This is a genomic window from Lachnospira hominis (ex Hitch et al. 2025), from assembly GCF_040096395.1.
Classification (GTDB): domain Bacteria; phylum Bacillota; class Clostridia; order Lachnospirales; family Lachnospiraceae; genus Lachnospira; species Lachnospira hominis.
The window spans coordinates 109,121-128,780 of record NZ_JBBMES010000003.1 but is presented as its reverse complement, the minus strand read 5'-3'; the positions used below and the strand labels follow the sequence as shown (position 1 = coordinate 128,780).

The following is a 19,660-nucleotide window of genomic DNA, read 5'->3' as shown; positions in this document are numbered from 1 at the left end:
TACATTTTTATATCATTTTGAATGTATATATTGACCACAACATTTTATATAATTACTCTATGCCTGCAATGCAGGCTGCGACAGACCACTACAATATTGGATTTTTACCCCAAGCCAATAATAAAAGCGATTACTCAACAGTAATTATATCCTTTAATATATACTTAAATGTCGGGGCTGAACTGTACTCATTTTCAATATATCCTTCTTTTAAATCTATCTGCTCTGACGGATTATCGGGATTTACTCCGATATAGTCACCCTGAAATACATTTATATTGCCCTTTTTAAACTGTTCAATAACCTTTTTCACCCTCTCTTTGGTGCCGTTTGCAACAGCTATATCATTGAATTCCAGCATTGATACCCATTCCTCGTCAAATCCCGCACCGACATCATTTCCGTTTACATTGCCTTTAACATGCTTCTCTATCACTTTATCATTAAGAACTGCATCTATAGCTGATTTCATATACGGTTTCCAGTTAATTTTGCAGCCTGTCAGATATGTTGTAGGTGCAATGTCGAGCATGCTCTGATTATAACTCACATTGTATACTGGTACATCTGAAGATGTTTCTTCGCATGCGGTAGCCGGACCTGCCGTATCGGAATGTTGCGATATAATTATACAATGCTCGTCTATTAATTCCCTAGCATACTTCTTTTCGGTACGGTAATCATTCCATGAATTTGTATACTTAACGGTCATAACCGCCTGCGGCACAACAGACCTTGCACCGAGAAGAAATGCCGTATATCCCGATATAACCTCGGCGTAAGGATACGCACCGACATATCCTATTTTTGCCTCGGACTCCGAAATTATGCCGTCATCTATAAGTTCTTTAAGCTTCATTCCTGCGGCCACACCTGCGGCATATCTACCCTGATATATTGCTCCCATAAATGTATGATAATTTTTCAGATACGGTTCTTCATTGGCATTGGAACATGTTGCCATGCAAAATTGCACCTCGGGGTATTTCTGTGCCAATTCTTTTGTAGTCACACCATAATTATAACTTGTCGAAAAAATCATATTACAACCATCACTGACCAGCCTCTCAAGATAGTCCCTCTCGGTTCCCTCGGCAACATTATACATAGAAACAATTTCAACTTTACCATTATATTCCTGTTCTATATCAGACAATGCCTCTATAAAATTATTTGTATACATTGTACTTGCATCTCCGACGTAGACAACTCCTACTTTTATGGTTTTATCTTCACCACGCCTTAAATAAACAATAAATGCACCTATAACTATACTTACCACTATACATGTTATCAATGTTATTATGCAGTCTCTTTTTGCTGTATATGACAGTGTTTTTTTTATCTTTTCTTTAATATCATTGTTCCCCATGATTTTCACCATCCTTATACAGATTGTCTATATCAATAAGGCCTTTTTCAATAAGACCAAGCATTATTTCTACAAGTTTAGGGTCAAACTGTGTACCGCTTCCACGTTTAATTTCTCTGATAACATAATCCTTATCAAGTTTTTTCCTGTATACTCTGTTTGCCGTCATCGCGTCAAAAGCGTCTGCAATTCCGATAATTCTTGCATTAAGCGGTATTTCTTCACCTTTAAGACCATACATATAACCGCTTCCGTCATATCTTTCATGGTGATATAACGCACCTTCCTCAACATGATTTATAAGCGTGAAATTTTTAAGTATCTGTGCACCTTTTTCAACATGCGATTTCATAAGTGCATATTCCTCATCAGTAAGTCTGTCGGGCTTATTAAGAATTCTGTCAGGAATACCTATCTTTCCTATATCATGCAAAAGTGCCGCTTTTTTCAAGTTTTCACATTCGTCCTCGTTGTAGCCCAATTCTTTCGCTATAAGCACGGAATATTCGGAAACTCTTAATGAATGCTGGCTTGTATTTATATCTTTTGCATCTACGGTCCTCGCTATTGTCATAACGGTTTCGTTACCCATTTCAAGCTGTTTCTTGACAAATTCAAGCTCTTTTTTCTGAAAATCAAGAGTTCTTTTAACCTGTGTATGAAATATTATCCAAGTAATATATGCTACTATAATTGCAAATACAGCAACCATATATATTTTAAACCACCAGTTGTCATACATTTCGGCTTTTTTAATAATAGTATATATATTTTCTGTTACCGTCACTTTTCCCTTATCATCAAGCACTGCAAGATGAAATTTGTATGTTCCGACAGGTATATTTCTGTATACTATATTATTCATTTCACTTTGAAGCATAACCCTCGGCTCGCTGTCATAACCTTCCAAATATATACTGACATACGGAACATTTACCGAATAATTAACTATCTCCGGAAACATTTCCAGAACATGTGCCCCGCTGTTAATATATATATCTTCCCCTCTTCTTACTCTGATAAGTTCATCATCTACCTGAATCGATTTCATCTGTATTCGGTATGACCTGATATTAGAGGTGTAATTTTCCAGGTTTATAACTATTACGCCATCTTCCGTTGAAATATAAAGATTGTTATTTTTATCCTGGTAATTCCATGAATTAGGCGTAATTGTATTTTGAAGTCCCGACTGATTATTAAGCAAACGATATTCCACATCATCGCCTGACAGCAGCTTTTTCTCATCTACCACAAAAATCCCCGCAGAACTCAAAACAAACAGCATGTCATCTTTTCCATTGACAATATCATAATTGTTATAGTACGGAAAATTTTTAAGCACACGTATATTTTGTGTCTTATCCATATAGCATATACTGTTGCTTGTAACAATAAATATGCCATCACCGTAACTGTCCTCAACCATTCTTAAAATAACTTCCGAGCTAAGTCCTTCATTTTTGCCGAAATTACCCACAATAACACCATCACGTATGACTTCTATTCCATTTCCATCCGTACCCGCAAATATTGTCTTATCATCTGCCTGCAAAGTACACAGCACCTTGCTGTTTATCATCTGTGTTCCTATGTTATAGACTGAATCATCATCTTTTATAAAACTCATTCCCGAATCCCCGGCAACAAGTATTGTATTATCGGACAATTCCGTTACCGTTCTGTAGAGTTCGCCGTTAAGTCCGTTGCTTTTATCATATTTTTTTACACCACCGTCAATTGTCAGCTTATATACACCAGCACCCGATGTACATATCCACAGATTTCCTTTGCTGTCCTCTTTTATGCAGCGAATTCTAACGCCATTTAACGCATCAATAACAGGTGTGATACATCTTCCCTTTGTATTCGTGTTCTCATCTTTAGAAACATATAATCCATTGTCGGTTCCTATGTAAAATCCATCATTCCACCATGTAACGGTATTAACTACCGAGCTGTCTGTATTATATGTATTGTAGAGCTGTGTAAATGCTGATTTACTGAGCCTTAAAATCCCCTGACGCGATGATACAAACCAAAGATTTCCCTGATAATCATAAGTCATGTTATCTATTGAGCTGTTAAAATTTCCCGTATTAAGTTTTACAAAATCACCGATGTTGTTATAATATCCTATTCCGTTATCCGCACACACAAACAAAATTTCTTCTCTTGACGATATATTATCAACAAATTTCAGGCTTTTTATATTTTTTAATTCATTACATTTGTGATTATCAATTAACGTAAGAATACCTTCGTCAACTCTGTATACATCAATACTATCTGCAGATGTTCCTGCATACAATATACCATCTTCATCAAATGTACAGGTTGTATATGTACTTCCGTCAGCCGGAATATATTGCGATATTACATCCGTATCCCTTATTACGCTTAATTTTCCGCTATCACTTACCGCTGCAACATTTCCACTCTTGTCGGCATCAATGCTTACAGCATATGTGACGTCATCTATTACCTTTTTTACGGAAAGTCCGCCCGCCATGGATAATACCGACATCTTGCCTGTTGTTCCGACGTAATAACAGCCATCTGTTCCCTGTGTTATACATTTTACAGCATCATCAGATAAACCATCTTTTTCCGATACAACATTGGCAACCTGTTCGTTTATCATAATAGACAAGCCATTATCATTGGTTCCTATCCATAATCTGCCCTCTTCATCAAGATACATACAATTAACGCTTTTTATCGAATCATACTCATCAATCCATACGAATTCTTTTCCGTTATATCTATAAAGTCCGCCGTATGTACCTATCCACAATATTCCGTCATTCGTCTGCACAATATCATTGGCACAGCCGCCCGGTATTCCGTTTTCTCTTCCGTACACCGTCTGAAGATAAGAACTGTAATCCTGTATTTTATCGTTATCTGATTGTACCATTACATCAGCATCTTTTTGTTGTTCATTCTGGGTTTTTGCCTGTGCTTCTATTGACAGATTCATATTTTGCCCAATCCTGGCTATAACCGATGATGCCAACGCAAACATCAGACACACCGATATTACTCTTTTATCGAATCTTTTCCATCCTTTGTCAAATTTCACAAAAACAAACAGAATTAATACCGCTATAACCTTATCAAGAAAATCAACATAAAATTCTCCCGCAGCGTAACTTATAATATTATTAAAACCTATGCTTATAAGGGAATCAATAACTCCGTCTCCCCAAATATTATTTGTATAACCATTGAAAAAAATATAATTGAAAATTAAAGACACTACACAAGATACAAATGCAATATAGAAGCTTGCCGTCAGTGCTCCGAGAAGTGTTTTCATGTAATCTTTTTTGATACACACTCCTGCAATTACTGCAATTAAAGCACTTACAACAGCATAACAAATATATGTCCAGGAATAAATTATAGAATATAATGTATTAAGGGTAACTCCGACAATAACACCACATACAGGCCCAAGCACATATGTGGCGGCTATAGTTCCGAAAGAATCCATCCATATAGGAAGCTTAAGCCATTGTGCCAGACACTTGCCCGAAAGATTGAGCAATAGGCATAATATAACAAATAAACTTGTACTATATCTCTTGTTCTTCTCCATATTCTGTCCCTTATCCAAAAAACGTATAAATCATTAATATAAGCTACTTTTTAAGTCTATCATATAAAATATAAATTGTCGATTTAATTTTATAAATAAATATTCATGCCATACTTCTTTAAATCAACTTTTCCATTTATAACTTCTACTCCGTCAGCTTCAAGCAGTTCTGCCTGTTTTCCTGCTCCTCCGAACGCAAACTCCCCCGAAAGTTCTCCCTTGGAATTCACAACCCTGTAGCACGGAATATTTTCAGGATCAGGATTTTTATGCAATGCATTGCCAACCGCACGTGCCATTTTTCTGTCACCTGCAAGTTCAGCAATCTGTCCATATGTGGCTACGCATCCTCTCGGAATCTTTTTAACCGCACTGTATATTCTTTTTGTCGGGCTGTCAGATACAAGGTCATAGCTTTCCGCTATCATTCTTTTAATATCTTTATCCGGTATTGAACCGTCAAGGATAATAGTGTTCCAATGTTCCTTATTCTGATGATATCCCGCAACTACAGATGCATAGGCACTTCGCCAGAAATCTCTCCACTCAGGTGAAACTTTTACATTAAGATTAATATAACCATTCCGTTCATAAGTCCACAAAAAAACTTTTTTGTTACTTTTTACTCTCACAAGCTGCCAGTTTTCATCATGAAACGGAGCTTCTATATATGTATCCTTAAATGATAGGCCATATGCCAGTGCTTCTTCTCTTGTTTTCATAATACCATTCCATCACCTTAATAATACCTATTTAATATTAAAACTTTATTTTAATTCAAATTTATTGACAAATTCATTTAATGTCACTACCTGTATTTAATCTATTATAGCACTTTGTTACCATATTATTTAATAAAATTTTGCTATGTCCGAAACACTTTTTCGTTTTGGCATATGTGAATCCTTAGCGGCATATCCAACCGCAATTACAGAAACAACCTGTTCAGCTTCGGGTACGTTAAGAAATTCTCTTATTGCCTCACCATCACGAATTCCCATAATCAATGTGTCAAGCCCCGATTCTTTTGCTTTAAGGACAAAATTTTCATTTTGCAGCCCCAAATCATAATATCCCCAGCCATTGGCACATTCATTGACAGGCTCTTTCGATAATCTGTCAAATCCAACACAATCTTTTACAAATGTTGTTACGACAAGTGCCGCTCCTTCTGAATTTTTCTGATTGAATTCCGGCAGACATTTATCAGAGAATTCTTTAATCATTTCATCCGATAAAATGCAGTAATATCTTGACGTCTGTAAATTTTTCCATGAAGGAGCCAATATAGCTGCATTTATAATAATTTCAAGCTGCTCTTTTGTAACTTTTTTATCAGCATCATAATTTCTGATACTTCTTCTTTCATTTAATACGTCCTGTAACTCCATGATATGTACCTCTTTTCGCATTTTTATATTCGTTTATTATATAATTTTCATTCATAAAAATTTCATCAGAAAGTCAGCCGCATTTGATGCCACTCAACATTTCCGTGTATAGACTTATCCGTCACACCTTCATCTTTAAAGCCAAATTTTTCATAATACGGAATAAGCCGCTCCTTGCATGTCAAAACAAGCCCTTTGCGGCCTTGCTGCTTTGCATCGTCAACCGCACGACAAATCAATTGTGCGGCGTATCCGTGTTTGCGATAATCCGGCAGTGTATTCACTCCGAAAATCATCTGCCAAGCACCATTTTCATTGTGCATGGCTGCATTTTCATACATCTCATCGGTTAAATCATATTCATCAGTAACAAATCCATCAACGAACGCAATCAGCTTTTCAGCTTCATACATCAGCCAAAAATGATTTCCGTAATGCTTTACCCTTTCAACAAACTCTTTTTCAGTAGCTGCTTCTGACTGAGGAAAACATTCCCTCTCAACAGCAGAAATCGCCTCAACATCTTCTTTTGAGGCATATTTTATAATCATACTTTATTCCTCCTGCAAATTATGCATTTCTTTTAATCTCCATATTGTCACTCCTTATTTCTGTACATTGTACAAATTTTAGTAATAACATTCTACTTCTAAATTCAGACCTATTTTGTTCACAATATTATATCACCACTCCATTACAATGGTCCACCTCATGCTGTATTATCTGTGCCGTAAATCCGCTGTATTTTCCATGCTGTGGCTTAAAATTACTGTCAAGATAATCAACTTCTATCTCTTCATATCTTATGCATGGTCTTACTCCGTCCAGTGACAGGCATCCCTCTTCTGTCTTATATTCACCTGACTTTTTTGTTATCACAGGATTAACCATTGCAAATTGAAACGGTCCCGCCGAAACAACTATTATTGATTTGTTTACACCTATCATATTTGCAGCCATGCCGACGCAAATTTCACGGTTGGCACGCAATGTGTCAATCAAATCTGTTACAACCTGCTTGTCAGCTTCCGTTGCAGGTTTTGCCTTTCTTGAAAAAATGTGTTTTCCTTTTACGATATTTTTTATCATAACTTTTTAACCGCCTATAATTTCCTCTTCCCAATATACGATTCATACAACTTATAATCGCTGTTCACTATCAGTTTTTCCGGGAATTCTGTATCTTTAATAACCTGATATGCCCTGTCAAATCCGCATATGCTTTCTTTTATGTGAGCATCACTTCCAATTGAAATACAGACACCCATTTCCTTGCAAAGATTGAGCATTTTGACATCATTATCATATGCTCCCTGTCTCGGACCGTCGGGATTTAATGATGTATTATTTAACTCGAGAAGAACATGCTTTTCCTTTGCCGCTTTTACAAGACGCTCATAATCCACAGGGTATCTTGAATCGTCAGGGTGCCCTATTATATTGACATACGGATTATCCATTACTTTTATTAAAGCATTTGTATTTTCCTCTATGCTTCCGGGTTTGATGCAAGGAATGTGAAGACTTGCAATAACAACATCACAGCCTTTAAGCCCATATTCGCTAAGGTCAATATTTCCTTCATAATCCATAATATTAGCCTCACACCCCATATATATTTTCACGCCGTTTTTCATCCTTGGGATTATTCCCATATTTGAAAAATAAAAAACACCTGTACTTCCTGGCATCTTTGGTGCATGATCTGTTATAGCAAGATGTGTAACGCCTTTTTGAAAGGCGAAAGCCGCCATCTCATCTATTGTGTTATAAGCATGTCCACTAACTAACGTATGTGTATGTGTATCTATCGTAAATTTCATAATATTGTCTCCATTAAATATTTTTATATATTTCAGCAATCAATCACTTCATATATCATCATATCTCTCAACAATCAATCACTTCAAATCAACCGTGCAAATATCTCTGTGTGGATTCGTCTGTGCAAGCCCCAATCTCACAATTTTACCTTTAAGCGGTATAAAATGTGTCTGCATTGCTCTTACAGCCGCAATCATTTGCTCTTTTTCAAGTTTCTTTCCCAACGTAATATGCGGAAACCAACTATACGGCTTATAACAACGGTTAATTGTCACATCCTCACGCACTGCTAAAATATTATAAACCTTTTCTGCTGTTTGCTGCAAATGCAAATCCAATACGGGCGTCACATAAATAACATATGGCAAAAATTCGCCTACAGAAAATATATTTATATCATGGGATTCCAATTCCGACAGCTTCACAAAATCATCGCAGAGATTTTGTAGATTTCTTGTCTCAAAACTTGATATTGTAAGATGCGGTGGCACATTATTGTCAATCATATAAGTATTTCCCGTATTTTGTGCAACTGCATCAATAAACCGCTGTAACTGCCTTGTTGTATGTTCATCAAAATAAGCCGAAATCAGATACATTTTTTCTCCTTTACTCTTTGTCTCCACAATGTTAGGAAATTCCATATGTTTTTATCCGTCAAAACAAAAATTCATATCAATTATACGAATTAATCCGGCTGACTGATTTTTTCAAGCTCTGCACGAAACATTATTCTTCTTGTTCCTCTTATATTCCTGAACTGAATTTCATATGTCTGCGTTATATTATCAATTTTAATAATCTCACCGACACCAAATACTTTGTGTCTGACAATATCTCCAACATCAAACTTTAACTTAGGCAGCATCTGCTCAGTTTCCCCTTTAATTAATATTCTGCTGTTATTAATACAATCAACCGGTACAAATACAGTATCGAATTCAAGTCCTTTTGACGTGTGAATAGTCATAACCTTAACAACGTTATATTCACCATCTTCATCCTGTGCCGAAAACAGTGCAAAATGGCTTAGCAAATCTGCCAGTTCTACCTTTTCCTATCAATTCCAGACATAAGCTCAACATATAACATATCCTGCTTTGACATATCTATATCACTCATTATCTTTTTTGCAGTATTATCTTTAAGTGAAATACCCATATCCTCAGCTACATTCTTAATCATATCAAGTTCTACTTTTTTATCAAGAATCGTAAAAGTCTTAGGAAATGACATTCTGTGAATCTCTTCTTTAAGAAACATATTGCAATATCCGTGAAATATACCTGTTCTTTCGTCGCTCTTTCTGGTATGTTCATTTATATAAACCCTTTCCAACATATTTTCAGAAAAAAGACGCGGAATCTCTCCCACGCCTTTAAGTATACTTTTTATTTTATTATTTTTCTCATTTATATAACATTTCATCATTGGTTATGGTATATATATCACACTTTCGATTAAGTCCATGGTTTTTAAATACAAGCACATGCTCTTTGTATGTAATCGTATCTTTCAAATATACAAACGGCTCTTCTCTGTAAAGAAAGCATTCATACCCTTTTTGCTTAAAGTTATTCATAATTTTTAAAGCTTTTTCATGTATTTTCCAGTTCTGTATTTCCTCTTCTTTGTCAAACTTTCTTCTGTCATATGAAGATGCAGCATCCCTCATATCGTTGATAATCTTATCTATAAATCGTCCATGCGATTTTTTATGAAACATAGATGCAATAATGTTACATTTTAAGCTGTCCGGCTTTTTTTGATAAATTTTAAGCATCCGTTCCATATTTCTATCACCGACACTTCTTGCGGCTTCCATGAGATAACTGACAGCTTCAGGATATATTGAATCGGGATAAGGCACATAATATGCTTTTGGAACTGACCTGTACTTTTTAACCGGTGGAAAATCTGCCAGCCTCATAAACACAAGTTCTTTTTCATTGCAGGATGAACTTCCAAGAAAACGGTATTTATCGCGTATAACTGCAAACTGGTATTCAAGCTGCCTTAAATATTCATATCCTTTTACCCAGAAATGTCCCATACAGCCATAATTAAAATATGTCGATGTAATACTAAGCTTTACAAACTTTATTGTAAATACATTCTCTCCACCCTGATTTACTATAAGCATATAACCATCTTCAAGCTTTTCCACTCCCGCAATCTGCTCAGATTCAATATCTTTGTATGTACCTGTGATTACCGGCTGTTCAAACACAAAAAAGCTTTCAACTGCATCATTCATAATATATGCCGCATAAATGTCACTGCTGCCATCAATCCTCACAGGTTCAAACAAATTCAGTTCAAATACCTGTGCCAGCCTGAAAAATTCATCCGGCATATCATCCGTTAATCCGTCAAGATAATTCATATAAAACTTCTTATCATCAAAATCCATCTCAGATTCCATATTCACAGACATATTTTCTCGCAATCTCTAAACCATCAATCGGTGCACAAAACTTCTGATTATGCTTCTTACATTCCTCATAAACATATTCCAAGTTAAACCAATCCACTCTGTCCAGCTCTTCTTTTTGTAATGTAAGCTTGTCGATATCCACAGATCCGATATATACATAAACAAAAGCTATCTCGCTGTCCTTAAACATCTTTCCATAGAATTCTTTTTTATAATTAATTACAAATTTATCAACAAAATGCAAATCACTGACGGATGCATCTATTCCAAGTTCTTCTTTCATCTCTCTTATTGCAGATTCTTCAGGTTCATCACCAGCCTGTATATGACCTGCCGAAGAAGTATCATATCTTCCCGGAAATGAATCCTTACCCATCGCACGCTTCTGAAGAAGAACCTCTGCTCCATTATCCGTCTTTCTTATAATCCACACATGTGCAGTCCTGTGCCTTATTCCCTCACTATGTGCAATCTTTCTCTCAATGGTTTTTCCTGTTGGTATCCCATTTTCATCAACTATATCCAATAATTCCATGTTTAATCTGACTCCATTATAAACAGCGTATAAAAAATCATATAGCAAAAAGGAGACATAAAACAATCATCACGTCTCCTTTCAAAAAAGCAACTTATATTACAAACCTTATATAAATTTATTACTTAATAAGGCTTTCCTTAATCTTTACAACTGCTTTATGAATATTAACAGGTTCGTCCATTGTGCAGTTAGGGCGATGAATATCGTTAGTAAAATATACTGTAAATTCACCCGGATGTAATGTAACGAACTGTTCGTCAGCTACTTCATCATAATAAATATTGTCCTTTCCGGCAGGCTCTTCACCTTTTACGCCCGGAAGAAGAGGTGCGTATCCCTGTACTTCCTTTCCTGTAAAAAGATACTGAATGTCAATATAGTTTCTGTGGCTTTCTGCACGCTTCTTTTCTACAGGTGCAGTTGTCTGATCCTGAATGAGAACATAAATGTTATCTCCGTCAAGTTCATATCTTCCTACAGGAAGTTCCTTTGTTTCAGGCTTTGCAAGAAATTCCAAAGCTGTGGCAATTGCTGCCGGATACTCATAGTTACCTTTTTTTGCATTAAGTGAAGCGTAAATCATAATAATTCATCCTTTCGTTTTAAAAATTTTTTATCTATTGCATATTATTTGCATGCTATTACATTGAGTATATACTCATACATTCTCTTTGCAGAAGAAATGCTTAAATGCTCTTCAGTTGTATGAATATTAAAAATATCCGGTCCCATAGATATGCAGTCAAGGTCTTCAATCTTTCCTGCAAGTATACCACATTCGACGCCTGCATGAATTGCCTCAATAGTAGGTTTTTTACCATACATCTGTTCAAATATATTAACCATATCATCACGGAGTTTTGAATCTTTCTTATATTCCCAAGCCGGGTATTCTCCTGTAAATTCAACACTTCCACCGTATGTTTTACTTACACATGCAATCTGGTTTTTAAGATTTTTCAATGCAGCTCCGACTGAACTTCTAAGGGCAAATCTGAGACAGATACCTGATTCATCTAATGAAATTATACCAAGATTAAGTGAAGTTTCAACAAGATTATCAATATCCTGACTCATTCTCATTATTCCGTTAGGAAGTGACTGTATAAGTGCAACCGCTTTGGCACTGTCTTCCTTTGTAACAGCTTTAACGCTGCATCCATCTGATAATTCTGTTGTAACATTAAAATCCGCATCAGATGTCGCAAATTCTTCTCTTATCTCATTTGCAGTTTCTTCAACAGCAGCTTTAACTGCCTCAGCTTTATCTGCTTCAACGATAATTTCGGATAAACATTCTCTCGGAATGGCATTGTCTTTTTTGCCTCCCTCAACAGATACAATAAATATTGGTGCTTTCTTGGCAGCATCACGAAGAATTCTTGACATGAGAACATTTGCATTTCCTCTTCCCTTGTCAATCTCAACGCCTGAATGTCCTCCCGTAAGTCCCGATATAGAAATACGAAGTTTTGTTCCTGTCATTTCTGTTCTGTTTAATCTGAGTTTAACCTGTGCACTACATCCTCCGGCACAACTTGCAAGCATGATTCCCTCATCTTCGCTGTCCATATTGAGAAGCTTCTTTCCTTTTAACATTGACACATCAATGCCTGCAGCACCTTCCATGCCTACTTCTTCTGATACGGTACACACAAATTCAAGACGTGGGTGTGCAATGCTGTCATCATCTAATATCGCAAGTGCATAGGCAACCGCAATTCCGTCATCACCGCCAAGTGTTGTTCCCTTGGCAGAAACAAAATCCCCATTAACTTCAAGATCAAGTCCTTCTTCGTCCATATTCTTATCACAGTCAGGTGTCTTTTCACATACCATATCCATGTGTCCCTGAAGAATAATAGGTGCAACATCTTCATATCCTTTTGATGCTTCCTTTATTATAATCACGTTGTAAAGTGAATCCTGATAATATTCAAGATTTCTTGCCTTGGCAAATTCAACGAGATAATTGCTAATCTTCTCTTCTTTATAAGATGGATGCGGAATATTGCAAATATCCTCAAAAAATGAAAACACATTCTTAGGTTCTAATTCGGATAATACTCTCATGTCTTAACTCCTTTAAAACATTTTATTAATATTATTTTTGTTTAATCTTATTAGTATAAACAATAAACTGATTTTTATGAAGTATCTTTGTAAACTGGCATAAACGCTCATACAAAGGTTCTGCCTTTTCTCCAAAATGTTGTTTTACAAGCTGTCCGATGTCATAAATACTTCGTACTCCGTCTATCTGACGCCATATATATGTACCAAATTCATCTAATTCAATATAACTGTACTTGGGCTTTTTCGCAATAAGCTGTGCTATTCTGTTAAAAAGACCTTTATTATGAACTTTAATTTCAACATGCCCTTTCTTGTTATCCCTAAATTCAAATAATGAATTATGTTTTGGAACATAGTCTAAGTAATTCTCCTTTTGCTTAGCCATGAAACCTCCTTAAATAAAACTCTTTATCAAAAAAGCAGAATTTTTCGTAAAAATAATAAATCTGTCGGCATGAAAGCCAACAGATTTATTATATCACATTTTTTTTAATTTGTCTTTTTTTCTTTTTTATTAATAAATGCTATTAATGTTGCAATAAGTGCCACAAAGAATACAAGACCGCCAATGTTACCAATATTAATAACCTTTGATAAATTGATAGCATCTCCGAGAGTTTCTGTTCCTACAGGAATAATAGCAAATACAGCTAAAAGAATACCAACAAGACCTTCACCTGCAATAAGACCTGATGAGTAAAGGATTCCCTGATTAACCTTAATTTTACGTTCTTCCTCTGAAAGACCTTTCTTCTTATCGAAGTAAAGTCTTACAAGTCCACCTGCCATAATCGGTGTACTTAAATAAATCGGAAGGTAAAGACCTACTGCGAAAGGAAGTACAGGAATCTGAAGAATTTCAACAACTATAGCAATGGCTACACCTGCAAATACAAGTGCCCACGGAAGGCTGTTTCCCATTACGCCTTCAACTACCATTTTCATAAGAGTAGCCTGTGGTGCAGGTAATTCTTTAGAACCGTATCCCCATGCTGCATTAAGCAAATAAAGAACTCCGCCTACTGTAACAGCAGATACAGCCACACCGATAAGCTCACCAATCTGCTGCTTATAAGGTGTTGCACCTACTATATAGCCTGTCTTCAAATCCTGTGATGTATCACCTGCAATAGCTGCGATAATACAAATTACAGAGCCGATACTTATAGCGGCTACCATGCCATTCATACCTATTGTACCTGTAGCTTTAAGAATTGCTGACGAAATAAGAAGTGTCGCAATAGCCATACCTGATACAGGGTTATTTGAGCTTCCTACTAAACCAACCATACGTGATGATACAGTTGCAAAGAAGAAACCAAAGATAATAATAATAATCGCACTGAGAAGATTAACAGGAATCGCCGGGATTAACCACATGATAATTGCAAGCACGCCAATACCCAATACAACCAAAGTCATAGGAAGATCCTTAGTTGATCTTGTCTCCTCACCGTCTGCTTTCTTGCCATAGCCTTTCATTGCCTGCTTAAATGTTTTTACAATAAGCGGTAATGACTTAATTAAGCTTATAATACCACCGGCAGCAACCGCACCTGCACCGATATAACGCACATAATTAGACCATATCTGTGATGGACCCATCTGTGATATTGGAATTGTAGCAGGTCCGATAATGTTGTCTCCACCAAACAAAGCGATTAACGGCATAATCATAAACCACGCTACGGAACCACCTGCCAAGAGGTATGAAGATACCTTAGGTCCACAGATATAACCGACACCGAGGAGTGCTGGCAGTACATCTGCACCAACAGCCGAACCCTTGTATGGCTTGATAGTAAAATCAACCTCGCTAGGGAATACTTTAAGTCCATCAGCGATAAACTTATAAACAGCTGCAATACCAAGACCCGCAAATACTGTACTTGCCTTAGCACCGCCTTCTTCTCCGGCAACTAATACCTCAGCACATGCCTGTCCTTCAGGATAAGGTAACACGCCATGCTCCTGAACAATTAATGCACTACGAAGTGGAATCATGAATAATACTCCGAGGAAACCACCAATTAATGCAATAAGTGCTATCTCTATCAAAGAAGGCATAGATGTGCCGCCCTCCTGAGCCCACATAAATAATGCAGGAAGTGTAAAGATTGCACCTGCCGCAACAGATTCACCTGCAGAACCGATTGTCTGAACCATATTATTCTCTAAAATAGAATCTCTTCTTAAAATAAAGCGAATAATTCCCATAGAGATAACGGCCGCAGGAATAGAAGCCGAAACTGTCATACCAACACGCAGACCTAAATATGCGTTGGCACCGCCAAATAATACAGCTAATAAAACACCTATGATTACAGATGTAACTGTAAGTTCAGGCATCACCTTATCAGCCGGAATATACGGCTTGAACTCTTGTTTTTCGTTCATAATTTTTCTCTCTTTCTTAAATATTTAATGCAAAATGCATCATATTCTTAATATTATATTAAGAAACTGTTATTATGTCAAACATTTAACTATCAATATATAAAAAATTATAAAAATCCAATAAATAAAACCAAAACATGTAAAAACCGGAATCCCGCCCCGCACGGGGAGCAAAATTCCGGCATTTTAAAATATTAATTTTCTGTCTTTTTACCTTTAATCGTTAATCCTGCTGCCGCCCCTCCTATTATAAACATAAGAAGCCATGCAAATACACGTTTATTATCTCCTGTATCAGGCGTCTGTTCTTTTACTGTCTCTGTCTTACCGCCTTTACCCGTATCGTCCGATGATGTTGTATCTGTAATCTTTGCAACCACAGTCTGTGATTTTTCAATTTCTACAAGCCCATCCTGCTTGATGTAATATCTGTCACAATCTTTACAATACCAGTATTCAATATTTCCTTCATCTGTTCTGGTAGCCGCCTTTGCCGCTACTGACTTCAAGCCTTCATGTATACTCATATTGTAAGTGCCATATTCTTCACTGCAGATTGTACACACCGCTTTCTTCACACATGTTGCACTTCCGCCTGCATGTTTACACTGATAATCACAAACCGTGCATACACCGTTTTTCCAACCATGTGCTTCACTTGTCGATACTTCCTTATCACAGCAATCATATGCCTGTTTATGAGTTTTTTCTGTCTGTACCCATACTACCTTTCCACTGTGATTTGCCATATCTTTATCTGTATACTCCTTGCCGCAGGTTTCGCAAACTGCACCCTTTGTACATGTTGCTTCTCCTCCGCTGTGTACACATACATAACCACATGTTTCACAAGCACCATCTTTCCACTTATGATTTTCTTGTTCTATCGTCACTTTACCGCAGCAATCATATCTCTTTTCATGTGTTGTTGCTGTCTGTATCCATTTTTCCACACCCGAATGATTGTCTGCATTTATTTCTCCATATTCACTATGGCAGGTATCGCAAACCGCTTTCTGCGTACAGGTTGCTTCTCCGCCTGTATGAATACAATCGTATCCACATACCGTGCAGTGTCCATTCTCCCAGATATGATCTGCTATATTAGTTACCTCTGCACCACAACAGTCATATTTTTTCTGATGAGTTTTTTCTGTCTGTACCCATACCTGATTTCCACTGTGGTTTGCAGGATTTAAAGTACCATATTCAGCATTACAATCCGTGCAGACGGCTCTCTTTTTACATGTTGCCTCTCCGCCTACACAGCTTTCTGTTTCTTCTATAGTACAGCCTGCCGTTGTACATTTGTGGGTATGTGTGCCGTTACCATTTGACTTCCATTCACCATATATATGTTCTGACTTTGCTGCTGTAACAATCTCACCACATTCACAAATTACAGGTGTTGTACAATCACCATCATCTGTACCACTATGTTTTGTCTTTGTTGTTGTTACCGTACAGCCGTCATTCTCACACACTTTCCAATGATAAGTATCGTCTTTTGTCCATGTGTCGCTGAACTTATGATTTGCCTGTGCCAGAAATATTTTTCCGCAGACAGAGCATATTGATTCTTTCGTACAGTCGCTGTTATCCATTGTATGATTCGCATTTACGGTAACAGACAGATAAATGCTGTATCCTTCATTATCCGTCAATGTTATTGTCTGTGTGCCATCTGCTGCAGATACAGTATAAATACCGTCCACATCAGGTGTAAGCGTTTTATTTCCTGCCATTACCTGTGTATAATCGGAAGAAGTTACTTTAAACTGTGCCTTCTCGCAGTATACTCCATTATTTTTAATACCGTCTACCACTGTATCCGGATTAATCGCATTATAATAATATGTAACTGTCTGTGTTTCTGATGTATACACACCCTTTTCATCGCCTGTCTTGCTTAAAAAAGTATATCCTGATGGAATCTTAATATTTTCAGGTACCGCATAATTCGTTCCCGATGTACCCTGAAGTGTAATCGATTCACGTAACTTCTGCTCACTGTCTTTTATCACATAATTAACAATTACTTTTCCTTTGCCTGATGTTACAGCCACATCATCAAAGCTTTCCTTATCTACAAGAATCATTGTAGTATACGCAGGTACAGTTATAACGGAGCCTGCGACTTCACCAAGTGATACAACTCCCGCACTTTCACCATTTGCAATAACAACCCAGTCCGTAGCAGCTCTTCCTTGAACAGGAATTGTAATTTCTTTTGACACATCTGACTCATTATTTAATACTGCCATAGTATTCCACTCGCCGTCTTTTGTACCTGCAAGCACATAAGCTTCAGAATTTTTTATTGTCTGGCTTTTCGCAAGCGGTGAAAATGCTTTTCGTATCTCCATAAGTCCTCTGTAATATGAGACTACATCTGCATACTCTGCTGAATCCTTCCATTCAACGTAACTGCTGTCTGCAAGAGTTGTTCCCTCAACGCTGTTACACATTTCTTCTCCGCCATCCATAAACAATGTTCCCGGCTTAGCATATTTCATTGCTGCTTTCTGCTTGTATATTTTTACGGCTTTTTCGTTTCTTTCGCCATAAGTGCCACCTGTGCTGCCGATTATTTCATCATAAGAGGAAGTTTTATTCTGTCTTTCTTCCTTTGTATAATTATCTCCCCAGATAACCAGATTGGCATCTTCCTTTGCCAATGATGTCTTTATCTCATCCAGCCATTTATATACATGCGAAGAACCTTTGTACTTCACATTGACACAGTCAATCAAATCCAGTGAAAATCCATCAACATGATATTCCTCTGCCCAATATTTCATGGAATTAACCATATAACTACGATACATCTTCCGCTCTGTGGCAAGCTCATTGTCATATCCCGTATTTGTTGTATACCTTGTACCGTCAGTATTCAATCTGTAATAAAACCGCGGAACCGACTTTTCAAGAGGATTTTCCTCTGAGGCATGCGTATACGGCATCTCCATCACAACAGAAAATCCAGCACTGTGAAGTGCCTGAATCATCTCTTTACATTCTTTTATAACAGTCTTGCTGTCTGACGGATTGGAAGCATAGCTTGCCTCAGGTACATTATAATTTAAAATCTCATACTCACTGTCGCCATCAAAATCCGCAAACGGTGCAAGCTGTACTGTCGTAACGCCAAGTTCCTTCAGATAATCAATACCAGATACAAGCTCTCCCGCACTGTTTACTTTTGCACCCTTTTCCGTAAAAGCACTGTACTTTCCGCCTGCAGTCATGCCCGATGCGGTATCTGATGAGAAATCCTTAACACTTATTTTATAAACAGTATTTGCTTTTGTCGAATCAACATACACATGTCTGTCGCTGTCCCAACCCTCAGGAGATACTGAAGATGTATCTGTTATATACGAACGCTTTCCGTCTTTGCTTACCGCAACCGAATATGGGTCCTGAATTTTATATTTTGTTGTTCTGTCGCTGCCAATATGGGTAATATCTGTTGTGGTAATCGTATAGTCATAATACAATCCGCCCCACTCACCAACAAGCGTTATAGTCCAGATTCCATTCCATTCCCCATTTACAAGCATTTTCTCTAATGTATAAGCTCCTATATTACATGCATTGCTGTCATTATCATCACCTGTTGCATAAATATTAACTTTTACATATGTTGCCGCAGGTGCCCATAACAAAAATTCAGTTGACTCCTTTGTATATGTCGCTCCAAGCTGCCTGCCCTTACGTGTATGCCCCCAATCATCAACATATGTTCCATCATAAAAATATTCATTATCAATATCTTCTGCCACTTTATTAATATAGCTGTTAGGAATCGTAGCTATCTTTTTACTGTTATCTGCCGCAAACCCGGTAACGGCACTGCTTGAAAATACCATTCCGATTGACAATACCACCGCAGTAATCTTTTTTAAGTTTAAATACTTCATAAACTCTCCCTCCTTTTATTGTACTCAATGTATCTATGCAATACCATAAAGCATTACAAAAATACATTCTATCTTAGCGGTATTATACAATAAAAGGC

At 37.0% G+C, this 19,660-nt stretch carries 17 protein-coding genes; all 17 read right to left on the bottom strand.

Translation table 11 applies throughout. The features are described 5' to 3' along the window. Window positions 1-130: 130 nt before the first annotated feature. The 17 genes from WMO38_RS04240 to WMO38_RS04160 all read right to left on the bottom strand — a co-directional run bounded on the left by WMO38_RS04240 (window position 131) and on the right by WMO38_RS04160 (window position 19,562). Window positions 131-1,372, bottom strand: coding sequence for a BMP family ABC transporter substrate-binding protein (locus WMO38_RS04240; protein WP_349161626.1), 1,242 nt, complete (start codon window positions 1,370-1,372; stop codon window positions 131-133). Continuing rightward, complete coding sequence (locus tag WMO38_RS04235) at window positions 1,359-4,976, bottom strand: HD domain-containing phosphohydrolase (RefSeq protein ID WP_349161625.1); 3,618 nt, start codon at window positions 4,974-4,976, stop codon at window positions 1,359-1,361. The genes WMO38_RS04240 and WMO38_RS04235 overlap by 14 nt, the downstream gene beginning before the upstream one ends. An 89-nt stretch (window positions 4,977-5,065) precedes the next feature. After that, window positions 5,066-5,698, bottom strand: a complete 633-nt coding sequence (locus WMO38_RS04230; protein WP_349161624.1) for a methylated-DNA--[protein]-cysteine S-methyltransferase — start codon at window positions 5,696-5,698, stop codon at window positions 5,066-5,068. A 129-nt stretch (window positions 5,699-5,827) separates the two neighbouring features. Continuing rightward, the gene (locus WMO38_RS04225) at window positions 5,828-6,367 is read right to left on the bottom strand and encodes a nitroreductase family protein (RefSeq protein WP_349161623.1); all 540 of its coding nucleotides are present in this window, start codon (window positions 6,365-6,367) and stop codon (window positions 5,828-5,830) included. A gap of 65 nt (window positions 6,368-6,432) precedes the next feature. Then, window positions 6,433-6,918 carry a GNAT family N-acetyltransferase gene (locus tag WMO38_RS04220; protein WP_349161622.1) on the bottom strand — a complete coding sequence of 162 codons (486 nt, stop codon included), beginning with the start codon at window positions 6,916-6,918 and terminating at the stop codon, window positions 6,433-6,435. 127 nt (window positions 6,919-7,045) lie between these two features. Next, a complete protein-coding gene (locus tag WMO38_RS04215; protein ID WP_349161620.1) occupies window positions 7,046-7,456 on the bottom strand; it encodes a peptide deformylase in 411 nt (136 codons plus the stop codon). A gap of 14 nt (window positions 7,457-7,470) precedes the next feature. Next, a complete protein-coding gene (locus WMO38_RS04210) occupies window positions 7,471-8,190 on the bottom strand; it encodes a phosphatase (RefSeq protein WP_349161618.1) in 720 nt (239 codons plus the stop codon). A 78-nt stretch (window positions 8,191-8,268) separates the two neighbouring features. After that, complete coding sequence (locus WMO38_RS04205) at window positions 8,269-8,835, bottom strand: 2'-5' RNA ligase family protein (RefSeq protein WP_349161617.1); 567 nt, start codon at window positions 8,833-8,835, stop codon at window positions 8,269-8,271. A 44-nt stretch (window positions 8,836-8,879) separates the two neighbouring features. Continuing rightward, a complete protein-coding gene (locus WMO38_RS04200; RefSeq protein WP_349161616.1) occupies window positions 8,880-9,227 on the bottom strand; it encodes a 3'-5' exonuclease in 348 nt (115 codons plus the stop codon). A gap of 11 nt (window positions 9,228-9,238) precedes the next feature. Further along, window positions 9,239-9,532 carry a UvrD-helicase domain-containing protein gene (locus WMO38_RS04195; RefSeq protein ID WP_349161774.1) on the bottom strand — a complete coding sequence of 98 codons (294 nt, stop codon included), beginning with the start codon at window positions 9,530-9,532 and terminating at the stop codon, window positions 9,239-9,241. Between the two features lie 67 nt (window positions 9,533-9,599). Continuing rightward, a complete protein-coding gene (locus WMO38_RS04190; RefSeq protein ID WP_349161773.1) occupies window positions 9,600-10,616 on the bottom strand; it encodes a DUF3878 family protein in 1,017 nt (338 codons plus the stop codon). Then, window positions 10,606-11,163, bottom strand: a complete 558-nt coding sequence (locus tag WMO38_RS04185; protein WP_349161615.1) for an NUDIX hydrolase — start codon at window positions 11,161-11,163, stop codon at window positions 10,606-10,608. The genes WMO38_RS04190 and WMO38_RS04185 overlap by 11 nt, the downstream gene beginning before the upstream one ends. 121 nt (window positions 11,164-11,284) lie before the next feature. Further along, window positions 11,285-11,749: a NanQ anomerase/TabA/YiaL family protein gene (locus WMO38_RS04180; RefSeq protein ID WP_021866334.1), complete on the bottom strand. Its 465-nt coding sequence runs from the start codon at window positions 11,747-11,749 to the stop codon at window positions 11,285-11,287. Between the two features lie 44 nt (window positions 11,750-11,793). Then, window positions 11,794-13,239: an aminoacyl-histidine dipeptidase gene (locus tag WMO38_RS04175; protein ID WP_349161613.1), complete on the bottom strand. Its 1,446-nt coding sequence runs from the start codon at window positions 13,237-13,239 to the stop codon at window positions 11,794-11,796. Window positions 13,240-13,270: 31 nt separating this feature from the next. Further along, a complete protein-coding gene (locus tag WMO38_RS04170; RefSeq protein ID WP_021866336.1) occupies window positions 13,271-13,627 on the bottom strand; it encodes a PqqD family protein in 357 nt (118 codons plus the stop codon). Between the two features lie 104 nt (window positions 13,628-13,731). Continuing rightward, window positions 13,732-15,639, bottom strand: a complete 1,908-nt coding sequence (locus WMO38_RS04165; protein ID WP_349161610.1) for an OPT family oligopeptide transporter — start codon at window positions 15,637-15,639, stop codon at window positions 13,732-13,734. A gap of 194 nt (window positions 15,640-15,833) precedes the next feature. After that, window positions 15,834-19,562, bottom strand: coding sequence for a MucBP domain-containing protein (locus WMO38_RS04160; protein ID WP_349161609.1), 3,729 nt, complete (start codon window positions 19,560-19,562; stop codon window positions 15,834-15,836). Window positions 19,563-19,660: the final 98 nt, after the last annotated feature.